Raw genomic sequence first — 17,083 nt, 5'->3', positions numbered from 1 at the left:
TGACTCGATCGATTCGGTCGTGGCCGCCCTACAGGACGTCACGCACAAAAGCCGGCCCCCAGTTGGGGGCCGGCCTGACTCGGAGATGTCGCGGGGAAGAGCGCCCCACCTCGAGCTCGAGTTACTCCATGCTTCGGCTACGCGCCTTGTACTTCTCGAACGCCTGCTCCGTCACGATGCTGGGAACCAGGAAGTTGGCGAGCATCCGCCGGTTCTCCGGGTCGCCCTCGGTACTGAAGTCCATCCGTCCGACCAGGATGAGTTCGACCAGCGCAATCCACTCACAGATCTCCTCATCCGTGAGGCCCTCACGAATCTCGTCCCTTTCCCGGGCCTCGTCCAGTAGAGGAGCCCACATTTCCTGCGTCAGACGCGCCGCGAGGCCCGTGCTGCCGACCAGCGCGGTCGCCAGGTCCATGTGCTCGGGGCTCACGATCAACCGGACGATCGGATCCTGACGTCCGCGCTCGACCAGGAACACCAAGCCGTCGACGATCTGTTCGGCGACCGTCTCCCGTTCTCGGAGATAACCCCGCGCCTTGTCGAAGAGACGGCGCGACCTCGCCTCGATCAACGCGGTGATCAACGTGTCGCGGTCGCCGAAATAGCGGTAAACAGTCGGCCGTGAAACACCGGCCTCCTTCGCGATGTCGTCCATCGTCGTCTTGAGAACGCCATAGCGCTGAAACATCGACTCGGCGGCCTTCAGGATTTGCCCACGCGCTGTCTCCGTGTCATCGCTGAGGATGCTTCCCCGCCGTCGCGCCATGTCGTTCGCTCCTGAAACTCCGGTGCCGCCAGTAAGTTCGTCTGATGATACAAGAGATGTCAGCTGTAAACGTCGCACCCGTCGGCAGCTCTCATCGTCGATGTCCGATCCGGTTGCGCTCCGCATCGGAGGCCGAGATGCGGCGACCCCCGATGTCGCTCGATTGCTGACATCGGGGGTCGAGATAGAAAGAAGCGTCGTCGGGCTACTGAAACAGGTCCGGTAGGCCTTCCGACACCCGATCCGGGAACTTCGCCCCACGCTTCTCCAAGAACGAGTCGATGCCTTCCCGCGCGTCATCGGAGGTGCCCCGGACGTAGACGCCCATGGACTCCGCTCGATGCGCTACCTCGGGGCCCGCTGCCCCGAGCATCCGCCACATCAACTGGCGGGTCAGTGCCGCCGAGACGGGCGATGTCCCGGACACCAGTTCGCGGGCAACTTCGAGCGCCCGGTCGAGCACCTGCTCGGCGGGGACGAGTTCACGAACCAAGCCACGCTCGAGCGCTTCCGCGGCAGGCACGGTCCTGCCACCGACGGTCCACTCCACTGCGGTCGAGATCCCGACCGCGCGGGGCAGGAACCATGTCGAGCATGCCTCCGGCACAATTCCGCGCCTAGTGAACACGAACGCAAACTTCGCTGTTTCCGAGGCAATCCGAATGTCTGCTGGGAGAGTCATCGTCACACCGACACCAGCCGCCGGTCCGTTGATCGCTGCGATGACCGGTTTGAGGGAACGGTAGATCCGCAGTGTCACCTGTCCCCCCGTGTCGACCGGCGCTCCCCCGGTCTCGGGGTCGGCGCCGAGGTCGAAGGTGTTGCCGCCGGCTGCGAGATCTGCACCTGCACAGAACGCCCGGCCGCTTCCGGTGAGCACAACAGCGCGCACCTCGTCGTCGGCGTCGGTCTCGTCGAAGATCTCGATGAGCCTATAGCACATCGCGTTGGTGAACGCGTTGAGTCGATCCGGCCGGTTCAATCGCACCACAGCGATCTCTCCGTGCCGCTCGAGGAGGATCTCGTCTCCGGTCCCGGTCTGAGCCACGGGGGTCCCTTTCTTCTCGCTGACGTCAACGCACCTTGTCGAAACGTTCGGAGACGTCACGATACTCGGACCGTATCGCCGTCTTGGACAGCTTTCCGCTGGGAAGTCGCGGTAGCGGTTCGTCCCGGATCACGACGTAACGCGGGACCTTGTAGTCGGCCATCAGCCGATCGCAGTGTTCGACGATCGTGGCTGCGTCGACTCCGTTCTCCACGGTGACGATGGCCGCAGGTGTTTCACCGAAGCGTCCGTCGGCCGCCGCGATGACCGCAACTTCCGTCACCCCCGGGATCTCACTGATCACGCGCTCGATTTCGACGGGCGAGATATTGATGCCACCCGTGATGATGAGGTCCTTGAGCCGGTCGACGAACTTGACTCGCCCGGATTCGTCGAGGGTGCCGAGGTCGCCGCTGTGAAGCCAGCCGCCGCGCAGCGCCGTCGCCGTGGACTCGGGATCATTCCAGTAGCCGGGCGTCACGCCGGGGCCGCTGAGCAGAATCTCGCCCTCTTCGCCCGGCGCCGCATCGGAGCCGTCGTCGCGGACCACCTTCATTTCCGTGAAGATCGAACCGGACCCGCAGGAATCCGGATGATCGAAGGCTTCGGATACGAGGGTCGCGGTTGCAACACCACCGGCTTCGGTCATGCCGTAGATCTGGCGCAGCGCAACCCCCTTGTCGGCCCATCTCTTCAGCAACTCCGGGGCAACCGCTGCGCCGCCGACGATCGCGGTGCGCAGCGACGACAGGTCGGCGTTCTCGAATTCGGCTGCGCGGGAGATTGCTTCGAAGATCAGCGGCACACCGAACAGGGCTTGCACCTTGTGTTCACCGAGCAGCTTCGCGGCGCGGTTCGGGTCGAGTTCCTTCTCGATGATCAAGGTGCCACCGAGAACAGTGGTCATCACCAGACCCCACACGAGACCGGGGGTGAACACGAGCGGCAACACCAGCAACGACGTGGAACCCGGACGAAAACCCTCCTCGGTGAGAGTCGCCTCGAAAACGATGTTGAGCAGCGTCCGGTTGGTGCAGACGACGCCCTTCGACAACCCGGTAGAGCCACTTGTGAACAGCAGCGCAGTGGGGTCGTCGGGGGCGAGATCGACTCGGAAGTCGTCGGGACCGCCGTCCCGCAACCCCGCGAGTTCGGTGAATGCGAGGCTCTCGTACGGTGCGCCGAGTTGCCGCGCCTCCTCGACCGTCCCGGCGAACTCTTCCGGGGCGATGACGAGAACGGCGCCTGCGTCGTCGACGAGTTTGCGGAGTTCGGCAGGCTTGAACCGGGGATTCAACGGAATGAGAACAGCACCGGCTTTGAGCACACCGAGTGCCACCACGGGCCACAGAAGCGAGTTCGGACCGAGCACTCCGACACGTTGGCCGGGGGTGATGCCTCGGTCGACGATCATGCGTGCGATGCGTCCGGACCAATCCTGGAGTTCCCGGTAGGTCAGAGCTTCGCCTGCGACGATGATCGCATTCTGCTCCCCCTTGGTCTTAGCCCACCAGTGTAGTGCCGAGCCGACGGTGGCAGCCATTGTCTTGCCTTTCCCTTACCGGAAGGAATCCGAATGAGATTTGTCTGCAAAGTCTTTCAGCGCGAAGAGATCAAGCAACGAGATCTCATGTCACGTTTCGACCAGGATATCGACATCTTCATGAGACGTCAATCAACTTTTGTAAATTGCAAAGGACGGCTGGTCGCGGCGACGAGCGCAGCAGCAGCCGCGGTGACTCCGCCGACTACGAAGGCGGCAACATAAGCAGTTTCGGAAGGGGTGCCCGTGCCCGCAATCGTGATGGTGGCGAGGAGCATTCCCACGAGCGCGCTTGCCAGCGAGCTGCCGAATGTCCGTGCAATCGCGTTGATACTGTTCGCAACACCGGTGTCGTGTAGCGACACATGTGCGACCAGCATCGCAGGCAACGCCCCGTAGGCAACGCTGACGAAGATATTGAGAATTGCGATCGCGATGATCATCTGCCAGGTGTGATCGTGAGCGAATACGAGAAACACGAATCCACACACACCCACGACACATGCCACCAGAAGCACACGGTCGGCGCGGAATCGCCGAACCAGAAGACCACTCACCCCCGCGGCAGTGATGCCGACAATCTGCCCGGGCAACAGATACACAAGGCTTGTCCCGAGCACCGACGCACCGAACCCGTATCCGGTTTCCTCGGGATTCACCTGTACGAACATTGCAATCGCCAAGAACTGCACGAACATCGCGATGCCCACGAGGAACGCGGCAAGATGAGCGGGAGCCACCGCCCGCGCAGTGAGGAGCGCCGGGGCAACCAATGGCACGTCGAACCTGCGTTCGTGCCAGTACCAAGCACCGAGCATGAGGGCTCCGGCAACGACGCAGCCGACCGTCGGTACCGAGACCCAGCCCCACGTTCCGCCCTGCGCAAGTGCCACGAGCAGGGCAGACAGGCCGACTGCGAGTCCCGCCGCGCCCCAGAAATCGAACCCACCCTCGCCCCCCGGCCCCGGCAGGCTCGGAACCACACACCACGCCACGACGATGGCGATGACAGCGAGAGCTACCAGCAGCCAGAACACGCGGCGATAGTCGTCACCGTCGCGATACAGCAGTCCGGCGGCGATCATTCCCGCGCCGCCGCCGACGCTCATCGTGCCGGACATGATGCCGAGCCCCGCCGTGAGCCGATCGGTTCCGAGGGCACCGCGGAGCACCGCGACACCGATCGGGAACAACGCGAAGGATGTCCCCTGCAGTGCGCGGCCCGCGATGAGTACCGGCAGCGAATCCCACGCGACGCACAGGAGCGAGCCGACCACCACTACCCCAAGGACGCCGAGCAATACCTTCCGCGGTCCGCGCCGATCGGCAAGTCTGCCGAGCAGCGGTGTACAGACCGTGGCGGCAAGAAGATTCACCGTGACGATCCATCCGGCGGCGTTGGCGCCCACACCGAGTTGCGCTGCGATGTCGGGCATCAGCGGCACTACGGCGGTCTGCATGACCGAGGTGATCATCACGACGAAGCACAGCGCCGGGATCAGCACAGCGGGCGCGACAACACGGATGCGCTTACCCGACTCGGGATCAGCGAGACGTTGAGTCACCATGCTCCAGGGCTACAGATCCAGGGTGAGCTTGGCGGTGCAGCTCCGGGATATGCAGATCATCATGCAGTCGTTCTCCGCCTGCTCGTCTTCGGTGAGAACGGAGTCGCGATGATCCGGAACACCCTCCACAACGGCGGTTTCACATGTCCCGCAGGTGCCTTCCCGGCACGAGAAGGGGACATCGACACCTGCCCCGAGCACTGCGTCGAGCAATGTTTCGTTCGCGTCCACGGTGATCGTCTTGCCTGATTGCTGCAACTCGACTTCGAACGCCCCGTCGACGGCATCGGCAGGCCGCTCCTTCGCGGCGAACCGCTCGACGTGCAGAGCGACACCGGAACGACCGCGGCACTCGTTCTCGATGGCTTGCAGCAGCGGTTCCGGGCCACAGCAGTACACGCCGGTGCCATCGGCGACGGCATCGAGTGCCGCCTTCAGGTCGAGGATGCCGTATTCGTCCTGTGGACGGAGTTCGACCCGGCCGGAGTGCCGTGCGGCGAGGTCGTCAGCAAAAGCCATGCTTGCGCGGGTGCGCCCGCCGTAGAGCAGCTTCCAGTCGGCGCCGGCCGCGTCGGCGGCACGCAACATCGGGAGCAGCGGGGTGATGCCGATTCCGCCTGCGACGAAGAGATACGACTGCGCCGGCTCGAGACGGAAGTTGTTACGGGGACCGTCGATACTGACCAGGTCGCCAACCTGTAGAGAGTCGTGCACCCACCGCGATCCGCCTCGGCCGTTCACCTCACGGAGGACGGCAACGGTCAGGCCGGTGTCGTCGGCGGGGTCGCCGCACAGCGAATACTGCCGGACCGTCGATTCGTCGATGATGACATCGATGTGCGATCCGGGCTCCCATGCGGGGACGCGCCCTCCGTCCGGATCGGCGAGATGCACGGCCACGACACCGTCTGCCACTGCATCCTTGCCGATCACCTGCATCTTGCTCTGCTCCACATCGGCGTTTCCGGTCATGAGTCTTCTCGTTCCCCTGGACATCACCTACTCTCTAATCTTAAGTAATTAGGTTTAGTGGATGCAAGACCCACGAACGACCTCACACCGACCGACCCCCGGGAGAAACCCTGTGACCTCAACGGATACCCCCACGAACAGTGACTCGATTCTCGACCTCTTCAGGCTCGACAGCTCTGTTGCGGTCGTCACTGGTGCCGGAAGCGGCCTGGGAGCGGGGTTCGCGCTGGCCCTCGCCGAGGCCGGTGCGGACATCGTCATCGCCGCGCGCCGACGCGAGAAACTCGACGCGATCGCTCCGCTTGTCGAGGCAACCGGGCGTCGCTGCCTCGTCGTCCCCACCGACGTCACCGACCCCGAACAGTGCGAGGCACTCGCGCACGCCACGATCACCGAGTTCGGACGGCTCGACATCCTGATCAACAACGCCGGCGTCACCCATACCGCACCCGCGACACGCGAGCGACCCGAGGACTTCCGTTCCGTGATGGACGTGAATCTGCTCGGCGCATATTGGGCAGCGCAGGCGTGCGGGCGTGTCATGAAGCCGGGCTCGAGCATCGTCAACGTCGCCAGCATGCTCGGGCTGGTCAAGTCGGTTCTCCCCCAGGCCGCCTACGCGGCGAGCAAGGCCGGTCTCATCGGCCTTACCCGGGATCTGTCCCATCAGTGGGCACAGCGAAAAGGGATTCGCGTCAACGCGCTTGCACCGGGTTTCGTCGAGACCGATCTGATCTCGGAGATGTCGTCGGATACCCTCGAGGAGTTCCTGCGCGGTTGCTCGCTCGGCCGCACCGCCACGCAGCGCGAGATCGACGCCGCCGTCGTGTTCCTCGCCGGCCGCGCATCCGGCTACATCACCGGATCGACGCTCGCCGTCGACGGTGGCACCTCCGGGCACTGATTCCGACGACGAAGGGCACCACGATGGCGATCCCCAGCACTACGACCAGACTGCACGGCGACGGAGTGTCCCTCGTCGCCGACGTGTGGGAGCCGGCAGTCGCACAGAAGGGCACCGTCCTCCTACTGCACGGCGGCGGGCAGACGAGACATTCTTGGCAGCGCACCGGAATCCGTCTCGCAGAACAGGGTTGGCGCTCGTACACGATCGACGCACGCGGACACGGTGACAGCGACTGGGCCGATGACGGCGATTACAGTTCCGATGCGCACGCCCGCGACATCCGGACGATCGTCGATGCCCTCGGTGAGGCACCGGTACTCGTGGGTGCGTCCATGGGCGGAATGGCCTCTCTCCTCGCGGCCGGCGACAACCCGGGGCTCGCCCGCGGCCTGGTCCTGGTGGACATCACTCCGAAAGCCGAACCCGAGGGCCTGGCCAAGATCACCGGATTCATGCATGCGGGGCTCGCCGGTTTCGACAGTCTCCACGACGCCCTCGACGCCGTGATCGCGTACAACCCGCACCGGAGTCGCCGCCCCCGGGTGGAAGGACTGCGTAAGAATCTGCGCGAACGCGAGGGCCGCTGGTACTGGCACTGGGATCCACGGATGCTGTCCCATCGGACGAACCTTCCGGACGCTGCCGCTGAGCGAGAAGCGCGAGCGAGCGTTGCTGCCCGGGCCGTCACCGTCCCCACGCTCCTCATCCGCGGCGCGCAGTCCGACGTCGTGAGCGACGAGGGCGCGCGCGACCTCCTGGAATCGATCCCCGGGGCTCGCTATATCGACGTGGCCGGCGCGGGCCACATGGTGGGCGGCGACGACAACGACGTGCTGAGCCGTGGCCTGGTCGAGTTCCTCGACGACGCGCTCCTGACCGGATGACCACAAGCACGACTAGAACAGATACCATTTAGATTTAGCCGTGTGGCAGACCCGCCGCACGGACCACACCGACCGGAAGCGAACAATGGCCCGACCGTCGAAGCCTCTCATCAGTCGCGCGTCCGCCGTGGCCGCGTCCATCGAGATCATCGATTCCGAGGGACTCGACGCGTTCAGCCTGCCGCGCCTCGCGAAGCACCTCGGGGTTCGGGCACCCTCGCTGTACCACCATTTCTCCGACAAGTCGGAGATCCTCGCGGCCGTTGCCCGTCAGATCGCTGGTGCCGGCACCATTCCGCGCCGCAAGCCCGGGCCGGATTGGCCCGAGTACTTCGTAACGCTGAGCACGAACCTGCGCCGTTCGATCCTCAAGCACCGCAATGCCGCACCGATACTTCTTCAGTATCTGCCACGCGACCTGCTGAGCAGGCCGTACGAGGACACCGCGCAGTTCCTCGAGGCGTCGGGCGTACCGGTGCATCTGCACGTCCAGATCCTCGATGGCATGGAGCGATTGACCCTCGGTGCCGTTCTCACCGAAGCGATGCGCAAGCCGAGTACCAAGAACACGATCTTCCCGAACGTCGATCCGGAGACGCAACCGTTGCTGGCGCGGGCGCTAGCCGAGAACGAGATGACCTCCCGCCAGTTGTTCGAGGAGATGATCCGCAGCTTCCTCCACGGTGTGGTCCGCAACACCGACGTCGAGATCGAGGACGCACGTGAGATGAGTGCGTCCGCACGCTGAACACTTCGGTCCCTCGAACACCACACCCCCCGCAGCTTCGATCTGCGGGGGGTGTCGTCGTCGGCGCTACGGTGCGGGAGCCGGCATGTGCACGGTCTTGATCTCGAAGAACTCCTCGAGCCCTTCGATGCCGCCTTCTCGTCCCTGACCGGACTGCTTGTAACCGCCGAACGGCAGCGTGAAGTCCATCGTCGCGGTGTTTACACTGATCGTGCCGGTGCGGATGCGCTGCGCTACCTCGAAACCGTGGTCGATGTCCTCGGTGTACACCGCGCCCGAGAGCCCGTACACCGAGTTGTTGGCGATCGCGATCGCGTCCTCTTCGTCTTCGTAGGTGATCACCGAGATCACCGGACCGAAGACTTCTTCCTGCGCGACCCGCGAGTCGGGAGCGACGTTGTCGAGCAAGGTCGGTGCGACGAAGAAGCCCTTGTCGAGCCCCTCCGGACGGCCACCGCCGAGAACGACTTCGGCGCCCTCCTCCTTCGCGATGTCGATATAGCCGAGCACTCGGTCCTGCTGACGCTTGGACGCGAGCGGCCCGAGGAAGTTCGTCGGCTCCCAGGGGTTTCCGATGGGAAGCGACCCGTAGGCAGCCTTCAGCACCTCGAGCACCTCGTCGTGGCGCTTACGGGAGACGAGCACACGCGTGAGTGCAATGCATGCCTGGCCCGACTGCATACAGCCGCCCATGGGCAACGTCTGCACCACATGATTGATGTCGGCATCATCGAGGATGATCGCCGCGGACTTCCCGCCGAGTTCGAGCGAGACGCGCGCGATGCGTTCGCCGGCGAGCGACATGATGCGTCTGCCCGCGGCGGTACTACCGGTGAAGGTGACGTGGTCGACCTCCGGATTGGTGACGAGCGTCTCCGAGACGTCACGATCGGCGCACAGCACGCTCACGACGCCCTCGGGAATACGGCCTTCCTCGACGAGTTCGCCGATGATGTCGGCGAACACCGACGGCGAAACTGGCGCCTCGGGTGCGGTCTTGAGCACAACGGAGCAACCGGCTGCCAGTGCAGGGGCGACCTTGAACGCGATCGTTCCGATCGGACCGTTCCAGGGGATGATCGCCGCGACCACTCCGGTGGGCTCCTTGACGATTCTGGAGACGCCTCCGGCCGCACGGGGGCGCTCCTCGAGCGTTTCGAACTCGCGGGCGACCGCGGCGACGGCGCGGAACAACCCGCCGGTCATCTCCTGGGTCGGCCGGCTGACGCTCACCGGCACGCCCACCTCGATGACACCGATCGGGGTGAGCTCGTCCACGCGCTGTTCGAGACGGTCCGCGATGGCGTCGAGCACGTCGGCGCGCTCCGCCATGGTGCGCGATGCCCACTCGCCCTTGTCGAACGACTCTCGCGCTGCGGAAACTGCTTTCGCAACGTCCTCGGCGGTCGCGGCGCGCACTCGGGCGACCTCCTCTTCGCTGAACGAATCGACGACGACGATCGAATCGTCACCGGTCGAGTCGACCCAGCGACCTCCGATGAACACCTGTTCACGATCGGCGATTGCGGGACGAGTGCCTGTTGCGGCTTCTGTGGTCGTCATCTTCGAATGCTCCTTCGTTCAGCGGATGTTGTAACCGGCGTCGACCGGGAAGGTGACGCCAGTGACGTAGCGGGCCTCGTCGGAGGCGAGGAAGACGATGGCGTTACTGATATCGACAGCATCCACAAGCTCGACGGGCATCGGGTTCTTGTAGGATTCGTCAGCCGCGACCTCGGGATGGGTGTTGATGAACTCGCCGTACTCTGCGTTGGCCACCATCGGTGTGTCGACCCCGGTCGGGTGCACTGTGTTGACCCGAATGCTGTGCGGAGCAAGCTGTTTTGCATACAGTCGCATCAGGCCGACGACACCGTGCTTGGCCGCCGAGTAGCCTGCCTGCCCCGGGAATGTGTTGAGTCCGATGCTGGTGAGTCCGGCAGCCGAACTGGTGATGATGATGGATCCGCCTTCCCCGCGCGCGACCAGATCAGGGACCGACACCTCGAGCGTGTGCCACACACCCGTGAGCATCACATCGATTGCGTCGTGCCATGCCTGTCGCATATCGCCGGGCTCGATGACGGGCATGATTCCCGCATTCGGCAGAACGATGTCGACCTTGCCGAACTGGGCGATGCCCGCGTCGTAGGCCGCTCGAACGTCGTCGAGGTTCCGCACATCACCGATCGACGTGACGATGGAACCGCCGATTTCTTTGACGAGCCGCTCGGTCTCCGCCAGATCATCACTGGTGGCCATCGGGTAGAAGACCGTCGGAATCTGGTCGCAGATGTCCATCGCGATGACGGACGCGCCCTCTTCTGCGAGCCGGACGGCATGCGACCGGCCCTGGCCGCGTGCGGCCCCCGTGATGAACGCAACTTTGCCATCGAGTCTGCCCATAGTGAATATTCCTCTCGGAAAAGAATTTTCGAAATCCGGCCATGTCGATGACCGGAGACCGGTAGCAGTCCGTCGCATGCCGTGAGATACAACACAGACGGTAGTCGCCTATACCCTTTAGGTCAACACCGAACAGAAGTTGTTCTTCGTATCATTGCCGCCGTCAGAAGCTGGGCACCTCGGACCATTCACCGACCTGGTAACAGGAATGCTCTTCCTCCTGCTCGAATGCCATCAACCGGCACATGCGCACCGCGCCGGCATCGTCAGGATCGATGCGGATCAGAGCCAGCTGCGCCCCGGCGCCCTGCAGTGCAGCGAGAGCCGCCACTAACAACGCCGTGCCGAGACCGTCACCACGAGCGGCCTGCGTGAGCACGAGCGCCTTGACCGACGCCGCATCCAGCTCGAGGTGGGTGGACAGGGCCGGATCGAACCAGACGAAACCAACATTCGATCCCGACGAGTCGGTGGCGACCAGCACACTACCGGAGCCGAGGCGGATCTCGTCGGCGAGACGTTCGCGTTGCGCAGGCACGAGTGACGCTGCATCGAGCACTTCGCGGATCGCCTTCGACACCAACGGATCACCGAGCGGTCGCGCGGCACCCAGGGCGACACCCTCCGGCACCGGCACCTCGTCGAGTGGGAGGGCGAAGGGGCCCGACAGATGCCGGAAGAGGGTCCACAACCTGCTCACCGCCGGAATACCGAATCGTCGAGTCAGCCGTTCGGACGCGGGATGCGTGCTGTACGCCCAGGAACGCAGCGCCGCTGCGCCGGTCCCCTCCCACCCGCCGTCGACCGTCACGTCCAGACCGATTTCCTCGACGAGCGTGGTGGCGACTCCCCGCGAACGGTAGTCGGGATGGGTCACGTACTGCACGGTACCCAGGCCCTCGTCGTCGACCTGCAGATGCAGGTAGGCCACGATCACCACCGGCGCATCGTCGCGCGCGCTCAAGTCCTTGCGCGCCTTGATCGGCAGATGGAAGACCCGCATGCCGTCACGGCTGGTCGATGTCACATCTGCGGGATCGATCCTGGAGAACCCCGCCTCTGCGTCATATTCGGCGGCCGTGGCAACCAGAGCCAGTACTTCATCCCGATCGCCGGGTTCCAGCTCCGAACACCACTGATACGAGATCATCCTCATCACTCCTCATCTGCCGGTTCGTCTCCACAAATCTAATGCCAGTCGATATACACCCGCAATGGCCGAAACGTCGCCACGACGACTCCCCCGGGGTTTACACTTAAATCTACTTGAGTTAGATTTAACGCCATCGATCCGAACATAGCCTGGAGGCAGCCATGACTGAGGTCGGAATTCCGCGCGAGGAGCGAATTCGCCGCGCGCTCGACCATCTGCGCAACGACACCACCGACGAGTTCGAGCACGTCACGTGGTTCGAGCCGGTCGAGTTCACCGATCCGGAGATCGCCAAGCTCGAACGCGAGCGCGTGTTCGGCCGTGTCCCTTCGATCGTCATCCACGGCTCCGAAATCCCCAAGGCCGGCGACTTCGTCACGCTCCAACTGCCGCGGAACAACGTGATCATCGTCAGGCAGCGCGACGGCAGCGTCAAAACCCTGGTGAACCAGTGCCGTCACCGCGGCGCGATGGTCGAGACCGAAGAGAAAGGCCGATGCCGCCTCTTCTCGTGCCCGTACCACCGCTGGTCGTACGACACAGACGGCACGCTGCGTACCATCACCCGCGACAACACGTTCGGTGACGCGGATCGCGACGAACGCAACCTCGTACAGCTTCCCACCGAGGAGCGACACGGCTTCGTCTGGGTGATCGACGACGCCGACGCCACGATCGATGTCGCCGATTGGCTCGGACCCGATATGGACTCGATCATGGGGTCCTACGGCATGGACAAGATGGTGACCACGCGCATCCAGCGTTTCGACGAGCCCATCAACTGGAAGCTGATGCAGGATGCGTTCCTGGACGGCTACCACATCCAGTACGCGCACCCGAACACCGCCGCGAAGCACATCCATACCAATGTGATGGCCTTCGAGGACTTCGGACATCACTGCCGGTTCCTCAATCTCCGCAAGACCATCGATCGGTGGATCGAGGAGGATCCGGGCGATCGCAGCCTCGCCGACCATGTGACGGAAAGCCACCTGGTGGGCCCCAACAGCACATTGCTCAAGCAGCCCGATCATTTCCAGCTGCTCACCTTCCGTCCGCACCGGAGCGATCCGCAGCGCTGCCACATGGAGATCCGGTTGGTCGCACCGACAGTCGAGGACAGCGGTCTCGCAGAGGAGCGCTACAACCGGATCTGGGACAAGAACGTCGAGATCCTGGTGGCAGTCCTTCAGAACGAGGACTTCCCGATCCTGCGCGGGTCGCAGATCGCGATGGACAGTGCGAGCGCCGGCAATATGCTCCTGGGCCGCAACGAAGTCGCGAACCAGGTCTTCCGCCGCGAAATCCAGAAACTCGTCACCGAGAACTGATACCCCGACGACAGCAGCGGGGGCGCCCACCGACGCCCCCGCATCAGGAGGCTTACATGGAGAGCGATCTCTTCGAGAAGGACCACGAACTGTTCCGCGACTCCGTGCGAGGCTTCGTCGACAAGCACGTAGTCCCGAACCTAGAGAAGTGGGACGCCGACCGGCTCATCGACCGCGACACGTGGCTCGCCGCAGGCAAGCAAGGATTACTCGGCCTGAGCGTCCCGGAGGAGTACGGCGGGGCCGGCGAACTCGACTACCGCTTCCGAGTCGTGATCCAATCGGAGATCGCACGGGTAGGTGCTTCGGCCCTGCAATCGGGCTTCTCCACCAACGACGACATCGCCCTCAACTACCTGCTCCGTCATGCCACCGACGAACAGAAGCGTCGCTGGCTCCCCGGATTCGTCACCGGCGAGACCATCGGTGCGATCGCGATGAGTGAGCCGGCCGCGGGCAGCGACCTGCGTGGCATCACCACCACTGCCGTGCCCGACGGCGACGGCTGGGTGCTCAACGGCTCCAAGACGTTCATCACCAGCGGTATCCTCGCCGACCTCGTCATCGTCTTCGCGAAGACCGACCCCGACGCCGGGTCGCGCGGCTTCTCGCTGTTCGTCGTCGAGGACGGGATGGCGGGCTTCACCCGTGGTCGCAAGCTCGACAAGGTCGGCCTGCACGCTCAGGACACCGCCGAACTGTTCTTCGAGGACGTGCGTGTTCCGAAGGAGAACCTCCTCGGCGAACTCGGCCAGGGCTTCGGATACCTGATGCAGAGCCTGCCACTCGAACGACTCGGGATCGGTATCGCTGCGCAGACGTCGGCCGAAGCCGTCATGAGCTGGACGCTCGACTACGTCAAGGAACGCACAGCGTTCGGCAAACGCATCGGCGAATTCCAGGGCCTGGGATTCACACTCGCGGAACTACAGACGGGTGTGGAGGTTTCACGCGCGTACATCGACCGGTGTGTGCGTGAGTACAACAAGGGCACGCTCACCGCCGTCGACGCGTCGAAAGCCAAGTTGTGGGCCACTGAGTTGCAAGGCAACGTCATCGACGCCGGCGTCCAGTTCCACGGCGGCTACGGCTACATGATGGAATACCCGGTCGCGAAGGCGTTCATCGACGCTCGGATCCAGCGTATCTACGGCGGGACCAACGAGATCATGAAGGAGATCATCCATCGCGATCTGTTGAAGGCCTGAGCCACCGAAGCCAGAAGTAAGGGACCCGATCTTCGCGATCGGGTCCCTTATTCGTCTCAGGTCAGGCTTCCGGTGTGAAGACCAACGGCAGTCGGACGCAACCCCGAACAGACGTGGCGTGCATGATCGGCGGATCATGCTCGACCAGTGCATAATCCGGAATCCTCCGGTGAATCTCTTCCATCGCCAGCCTCAATTCGATACGGGCGAGGTGGGATCCCAAGCAGCGGTGCGGGCCGGCGCCGAACGACAGGTGACGGTTCGACCCGCGATCGACCACGAACGTATCCGGGTCGTCGAACTCGGAATCATCGCGGTTGGCCGAGCACAACAGGAGCAAGAGCTGGTCGTCGGCCTTGATGTTCACCCCGGCGATCTCGACATCACGGGTGGCGCGACGCCCCATGCTCACCGCGGCTTCGATCCGAAGGATCTCCTCGACCGCCTCCGGTACGAGGCTCGGGTCGTCGATGAGCGCCTGACGCTGCGCCGGATTGTTCACGAGGTGCACTATCGCCCAGCCGAGCGAACCCTGCACTGTGTGCAACCCTGCGATGAGCAGCAGGAAGAACATGCGACTCAGTTCTTCGTCGGTGAGCAGCCGTTCCTCGCCGTCCATCGTGATCGGTGTGTTGATGATCTGCGCGGTGATACTGTCGGGATCTGCTTGCCCGGACCGAACCCGCTCTACGAATCCTCCGAAATACTCGAACACATTTGCCGCTGCGTCTGCCCTGGCGCGGGCATTCTCTTCCTCGGAGGCGTCCGTGATTCCCTGGAGGGCAATGTCGGTCCACTCGGTGAACCGATCGGCGTCGTCGAGAGGCCACCCCATCAGGGTCAGAAACACCCGGGTCGGCACTGCGTGCGCGAACTCTGCGACGAATTCACAGCTACCGGATCGGGCGAAGCCGCCGATCAGCTCGTTGATGATCTCGCGGATCTTCGGCTCGAGTTCCTTCATTCGCGCCGGCCCGAACAGAGGCTGAAGGGCCTGCCGGTAGGCCGTGTGTTCCGGCGGGTCGATCTCGACCGGGATGAACTTGCCCTGCCCGGCATCGACAAGGTTGTTCGGATAGCTCGAGAATGTCTCGGCATCGCGCAGAATGCGGAAGATCTCGTCGTAGCGTGTGACGATCCAGTGGCCGCCGTAGTGCGGGGAGTAAACGATCGGGCCGCGAGCACGGAGCTCAGCGGCTTTCTCCTGGAAGACATCCACCGGGGAGGCAAGCGAGGGGGCGTACACGTCGAAGTCGACGAGCAGGTCATCGGAAATGACACGGGTGGTCAATGTTTCCCCATTCATGTTCGATCACCTTCAGTCTGTCGGCGTGAAGGTGATCGGAAGGCGCATGCACCCGCGGACCTGTGACCCGTGCAGAACAGGTGGATCGGATTCGACAAGGTCGTAGTCGGGAATGCGGCGGTGCAGTTCCTCGAGCGCGATCGTCAGTTCGAGCCGTGCAAGGTGCGAGCCCAGGCACCGGTGTGGTCCCGCACCGAACGATAGGTGACGATTGGGAGTTCGTGCGAGGTCGAGCGTGTCCGGGTCGTCGAACTCGTCGGCATCGCGATTGGCGGAGCACAGCATGACGATGAGTTGCTCGCCCTTCTTGATCTTCGCTCCGCCGAGTTCGACATCGCGAGTAGCGCACCGGCCCATGATCACTGCGGCCTCGATCCGCAGGATTTCCTCCACGGCGCTGGGAATCAGCCCGTCGTCGGCGATGAGCGCCTCCCGCTGGTCAGGGCGGTTGACCAGATGGATGATTGCCCACGCCAACGAACCCTGCACAGTGTGCAAGCCCGCGATGAGCAGGAGGAAGAACATGCGGGTGAGTTCTTCGTCGGTGAGCGGGCGCTTCCCGTCGGCGAGTTCGATCTCGGTCTGAATGAGAGTCGACGTGACGTCGTCTCCGGGTTCAGCGCGGCGGGCATCGATGATCTTTTGGAAATATCCGAACATCTGCTGCGCAGCTTCGGCACGTGCGCGCGCAGACTCTTCCTCGCTCGCGCCGGGCTTGCCCACGAGTGCAATGTCGGTGGCTTCGGTGAACATGGGCGCGTCCTCGAGCGGCCAGTCCATCAACGCCAGGAATACGCGCGTGGGAAGTTCATGCGCGAAAGACGAGATGAACTCCGCTTCACCTTTTCCCGCGAATCCGTCGATGAGTTCGTTGACCACCGCGCGGATCTGCTCGGTGAGTGCCTTCATTCGACTGGGCGAGAAGAGTGGCTGGAGCGCCACCCGGTACGCGGTGTGCTCCGGCGGGTCCAGTTCGAGGGGAAGGAACTTGCCGTCGCCCGCATTGACAAGATTGTTCGGATAGCTCGAGAAGGTCTCCGGGTCGCGGAGTACCTCGTGCACCTCCCTGTACCTGGTAACGATCCAATGCCCACCGTGCGCGGTGGAGTACACCACCGGGCCGAGTTCGGCCAGCTCAGCCACTTTCTCCTGAACCCTGTCGACCGGGTACGCCAATGTCGGGTCGTAGATGTCGAAGTCGACCACAGGTACCGAACGTTCGTCGATCACGGTCATGATG

The 17,083-nt window shown here is 63.7% G+C and carries 15 protein-coding genes; 5 read left to right on the top strand and 10 right to left on the bottom strand.

Annotated features, from left to right (window positions below; genetic code table 11):
• Nucleotides 1-121: 121 nt before the first annotated feature.
• The 5 genes from ACSYG9_RS15405 to ACSYG9_RS15385 all read right to left on the bottom strand — a co-directional run bounded on the left by ACSYG9_RS15405 (nt 122) and on the right by ACSYG9_RS15385 (nt 5,900).
• Nucleotides 122-769, bottom strand: a complete 648-nt coding sequence (locus ACSYG9_RS15405; protein ID WP_454839014.1) for a TetR/AcrR family transcriptional regulator — start codon at nt 767-769, stop codon at nt 122-124.
• A 205-nt stretch (nt 770-974) separates the two neighbouring features.
• Nucleotides 975-1,817: an enoyl-CoA hydratase-related protein gene (locus tag ACSYG9_RS15400; RefSeq protein ID WP_454839013.1), complete on the bottom strand. Its 843-nt coding sequence runs from the start codon at nt 1,815-1,817 to the stop codon at nt 975-977.
• Nucleotides 1,818-1,842: 25 nt separating this feature from the next.
• Nucleotides 1,843-3,360, bottom strand: a complete 1,518-nt coding sequence (locus ACSYG9_RS15395; protein ID WP_454839012.1) for a class I adenylate-forming enzyme family protein — start codon at nt 3,358-3,360, stop codon at nt 1,843-1,845.
• Nucleotides 3,361-3,488: 128 nt separating this feature from the next.
• The gene (locus tag ACSYG9_RS15390; RefSeq protein WP_454839011.1) at nt 3,489-4,928 is read right to left on the bottom strand and encodes an MFS transporter; all 1,440 of its coding nucleotides are present in this window, start codon (nt 4,926-4,928) and stop codon (nt 3,489-3,491) included.
• A gap of 9 nt (nt 4,929-4,937) precedes the next feature.
• Nucleotides 4,938-5,900, bottom strand: a complete 963-nt coding sequence (locus ACSYG9_RS15385) for a PDR/VanB family oxidoreductase (RefSeq protein WP_454839010.1) — start codon at nt 5,898-5,900, stop codon at nt 4,938-4,940.
• Between the two features lie 112 nt (nt 5,901-6,012).
• Between ACSYG9_RS15385 and ACSYG9_RS15380 the strand changes: the two genes are divergently transcribed.
• The 3 genes from ACSYG9_RS15380 (at nt 6,013) to ACSYG9_RS15370 (ending at nt 8,439) form a co-directional block, all read left to right on the top strand.
• Nucleotides 6,013-6,804 (top strand): SDR family NAD(P)-dependent oxidoreductase, encoded by a 792-nt coding sequence (locus ACSYG9_RS15380; protein ID WP_454839008.1) that lies wholly within the window; start codon nt 6,013-6,015, stop codon nt 6,802-6,804.
• Nucleotides 6,805-6,827: 23 nt separating this feature from the next.
• Nucleotides 6,828-7,691 (top strand): alpha/beta fold hydrolase, encoded by an 864-nt coding sequence (locus tag ACSYG9_RS15375; protein WP_454839007.1) that lies wholly within the window; start codon nt 6,828-6,830, stop codon nt 7,689-7,691.
• 85 nt (nt 7,692-7,776) lie between these two features.
• Nucleotides 7,777-8,439, top strand: a complete 663-nt coding sequence (locus tag ACSYG9_RS15370) for a TetR family transcriptional regulator (protein ID WP_454839005.1) — start codon at nt 7,777-7,779, stop codon at nt 8,437-8,439.
• Nucleotides 8,440-8,505: 66 nt separating this feature from the next.
• Here the strand turns inward: ACSYG9_RS15370 and ACSYG9_RS15365 are convergent, their stop codons facing one another.
• The 3 genes from ACSYG9_RS15365 to ACSYG9_RS15355 form a co-directional block, all read right to left on the bottom strand.
• Nucleotides 8,506-10,002: an aldehyde dehydrogenase gene (locus tag ACSYG9_RS15365; protein ID WP_454839003.1), complete on the bottom strand. Its 1,497-nt coding sequence runs from the start codon at nt 10,000-10,002 to the stop codon at nt 8,506-8,508.
• 18 nt (nt 10,003-10,020) lie between these two features.
• Nucleotides 10,021-10,845: a mycofactocin-coupled SDR family oxidoreductase gene (locus ACSYG9_RS15360; protein ID WP_454839001.1), complete on the bottom strand. Its 825-nt coding sequence runs from the start codon at nt 10,843-10,845 to the stop codon at nt 10,021-10,023.
• Between the two features lie 163 nt (nt 10,846-11,008).
• Nucleotides 11,009-11,995, bottom strand: coding sequence for a GNAT family N-acetyltransferase (locus tag ACSYG9_RS15355; protein ID WP_454838999.1), 987 nt, complete (start codon nt 11,993-11,995; stop codon nt 11,009-11,011).
• Nucleotides 11,996-12,159: 164 nt separating this feature from the next.
• Between ACSYG9_RS15355 and ACSYG9_RS15350 the strand changes: the two genes are divergently transcribed.
• Both ACSYG9_RS15350 and ACSYG9_RS15345 read left to right on the top strand, forming a co-directional pair.
• Entirely contained in the window at nt 12,160-13,329 is a 1,170-nt protein-coding gene (locus ACSYG9_RS15350; RefSeq protein WP_454838998.1) for an aromatic ring-hydroxylating oxygenase subunit alpha, read from the top strand.
• A gap of 56 nt (nt 13,330-13,385) precedes the next feature.
• Complete coding sequence (locus tag ACSYG9_RS15345; RefSeq protein WP_454838996.1) at nt 13,386-14,537, top strand: acyl-CoA dehydrogenase family protein; 1,152 nt, start codon at nt 13,386-13,388, stop codon at nt 14,535-14,537.
• Between the two features lie 61 nt (nt 14,538-14,598).
• Here the strand turns inward: ACSYG9_RS15345 and ACSYG9_RS15340 are convergent, their stop codons facing one another.
• Together ACSYG9_RS15340 and ACSYG9_RS15335 are read right to left on the bottom strand one after the other, a co-directional pair.
• Nucleotides 14,599-15,843 (bottom strand): cytochrome P450, encoded by a 1,245-nt coding sequence (locus ACSYG9_RS15340; protein ID WP_454838994.1) that lies wholly within the window; start codon nt 15,841-15,843, stop codon nt 14,599-14,601.
• Nucleotides 15,844-15,855: 12 nt separating this feature from the next.
• A complete protein-coding gene (locus tag ACSYG9_RS15335) occupies nt 15,856-17,079 on the bottom strand; it encodes a cytochrome P450 (protein ID WP_454838992.1) in 1,224 nt (407 codons plus the stop codon).
• Nucleotides 17,080-17,083: the final 4 nt, after the last annotated feature.

The sequence above is a fragment of the Rhodococcus sp. SJ-2 genome (assembly GCF_053750035.1).
Note: the sequence above shows the minus strand (reverse complement) of the source record. Positions and strands in the feature narration are given on the sequence as shown.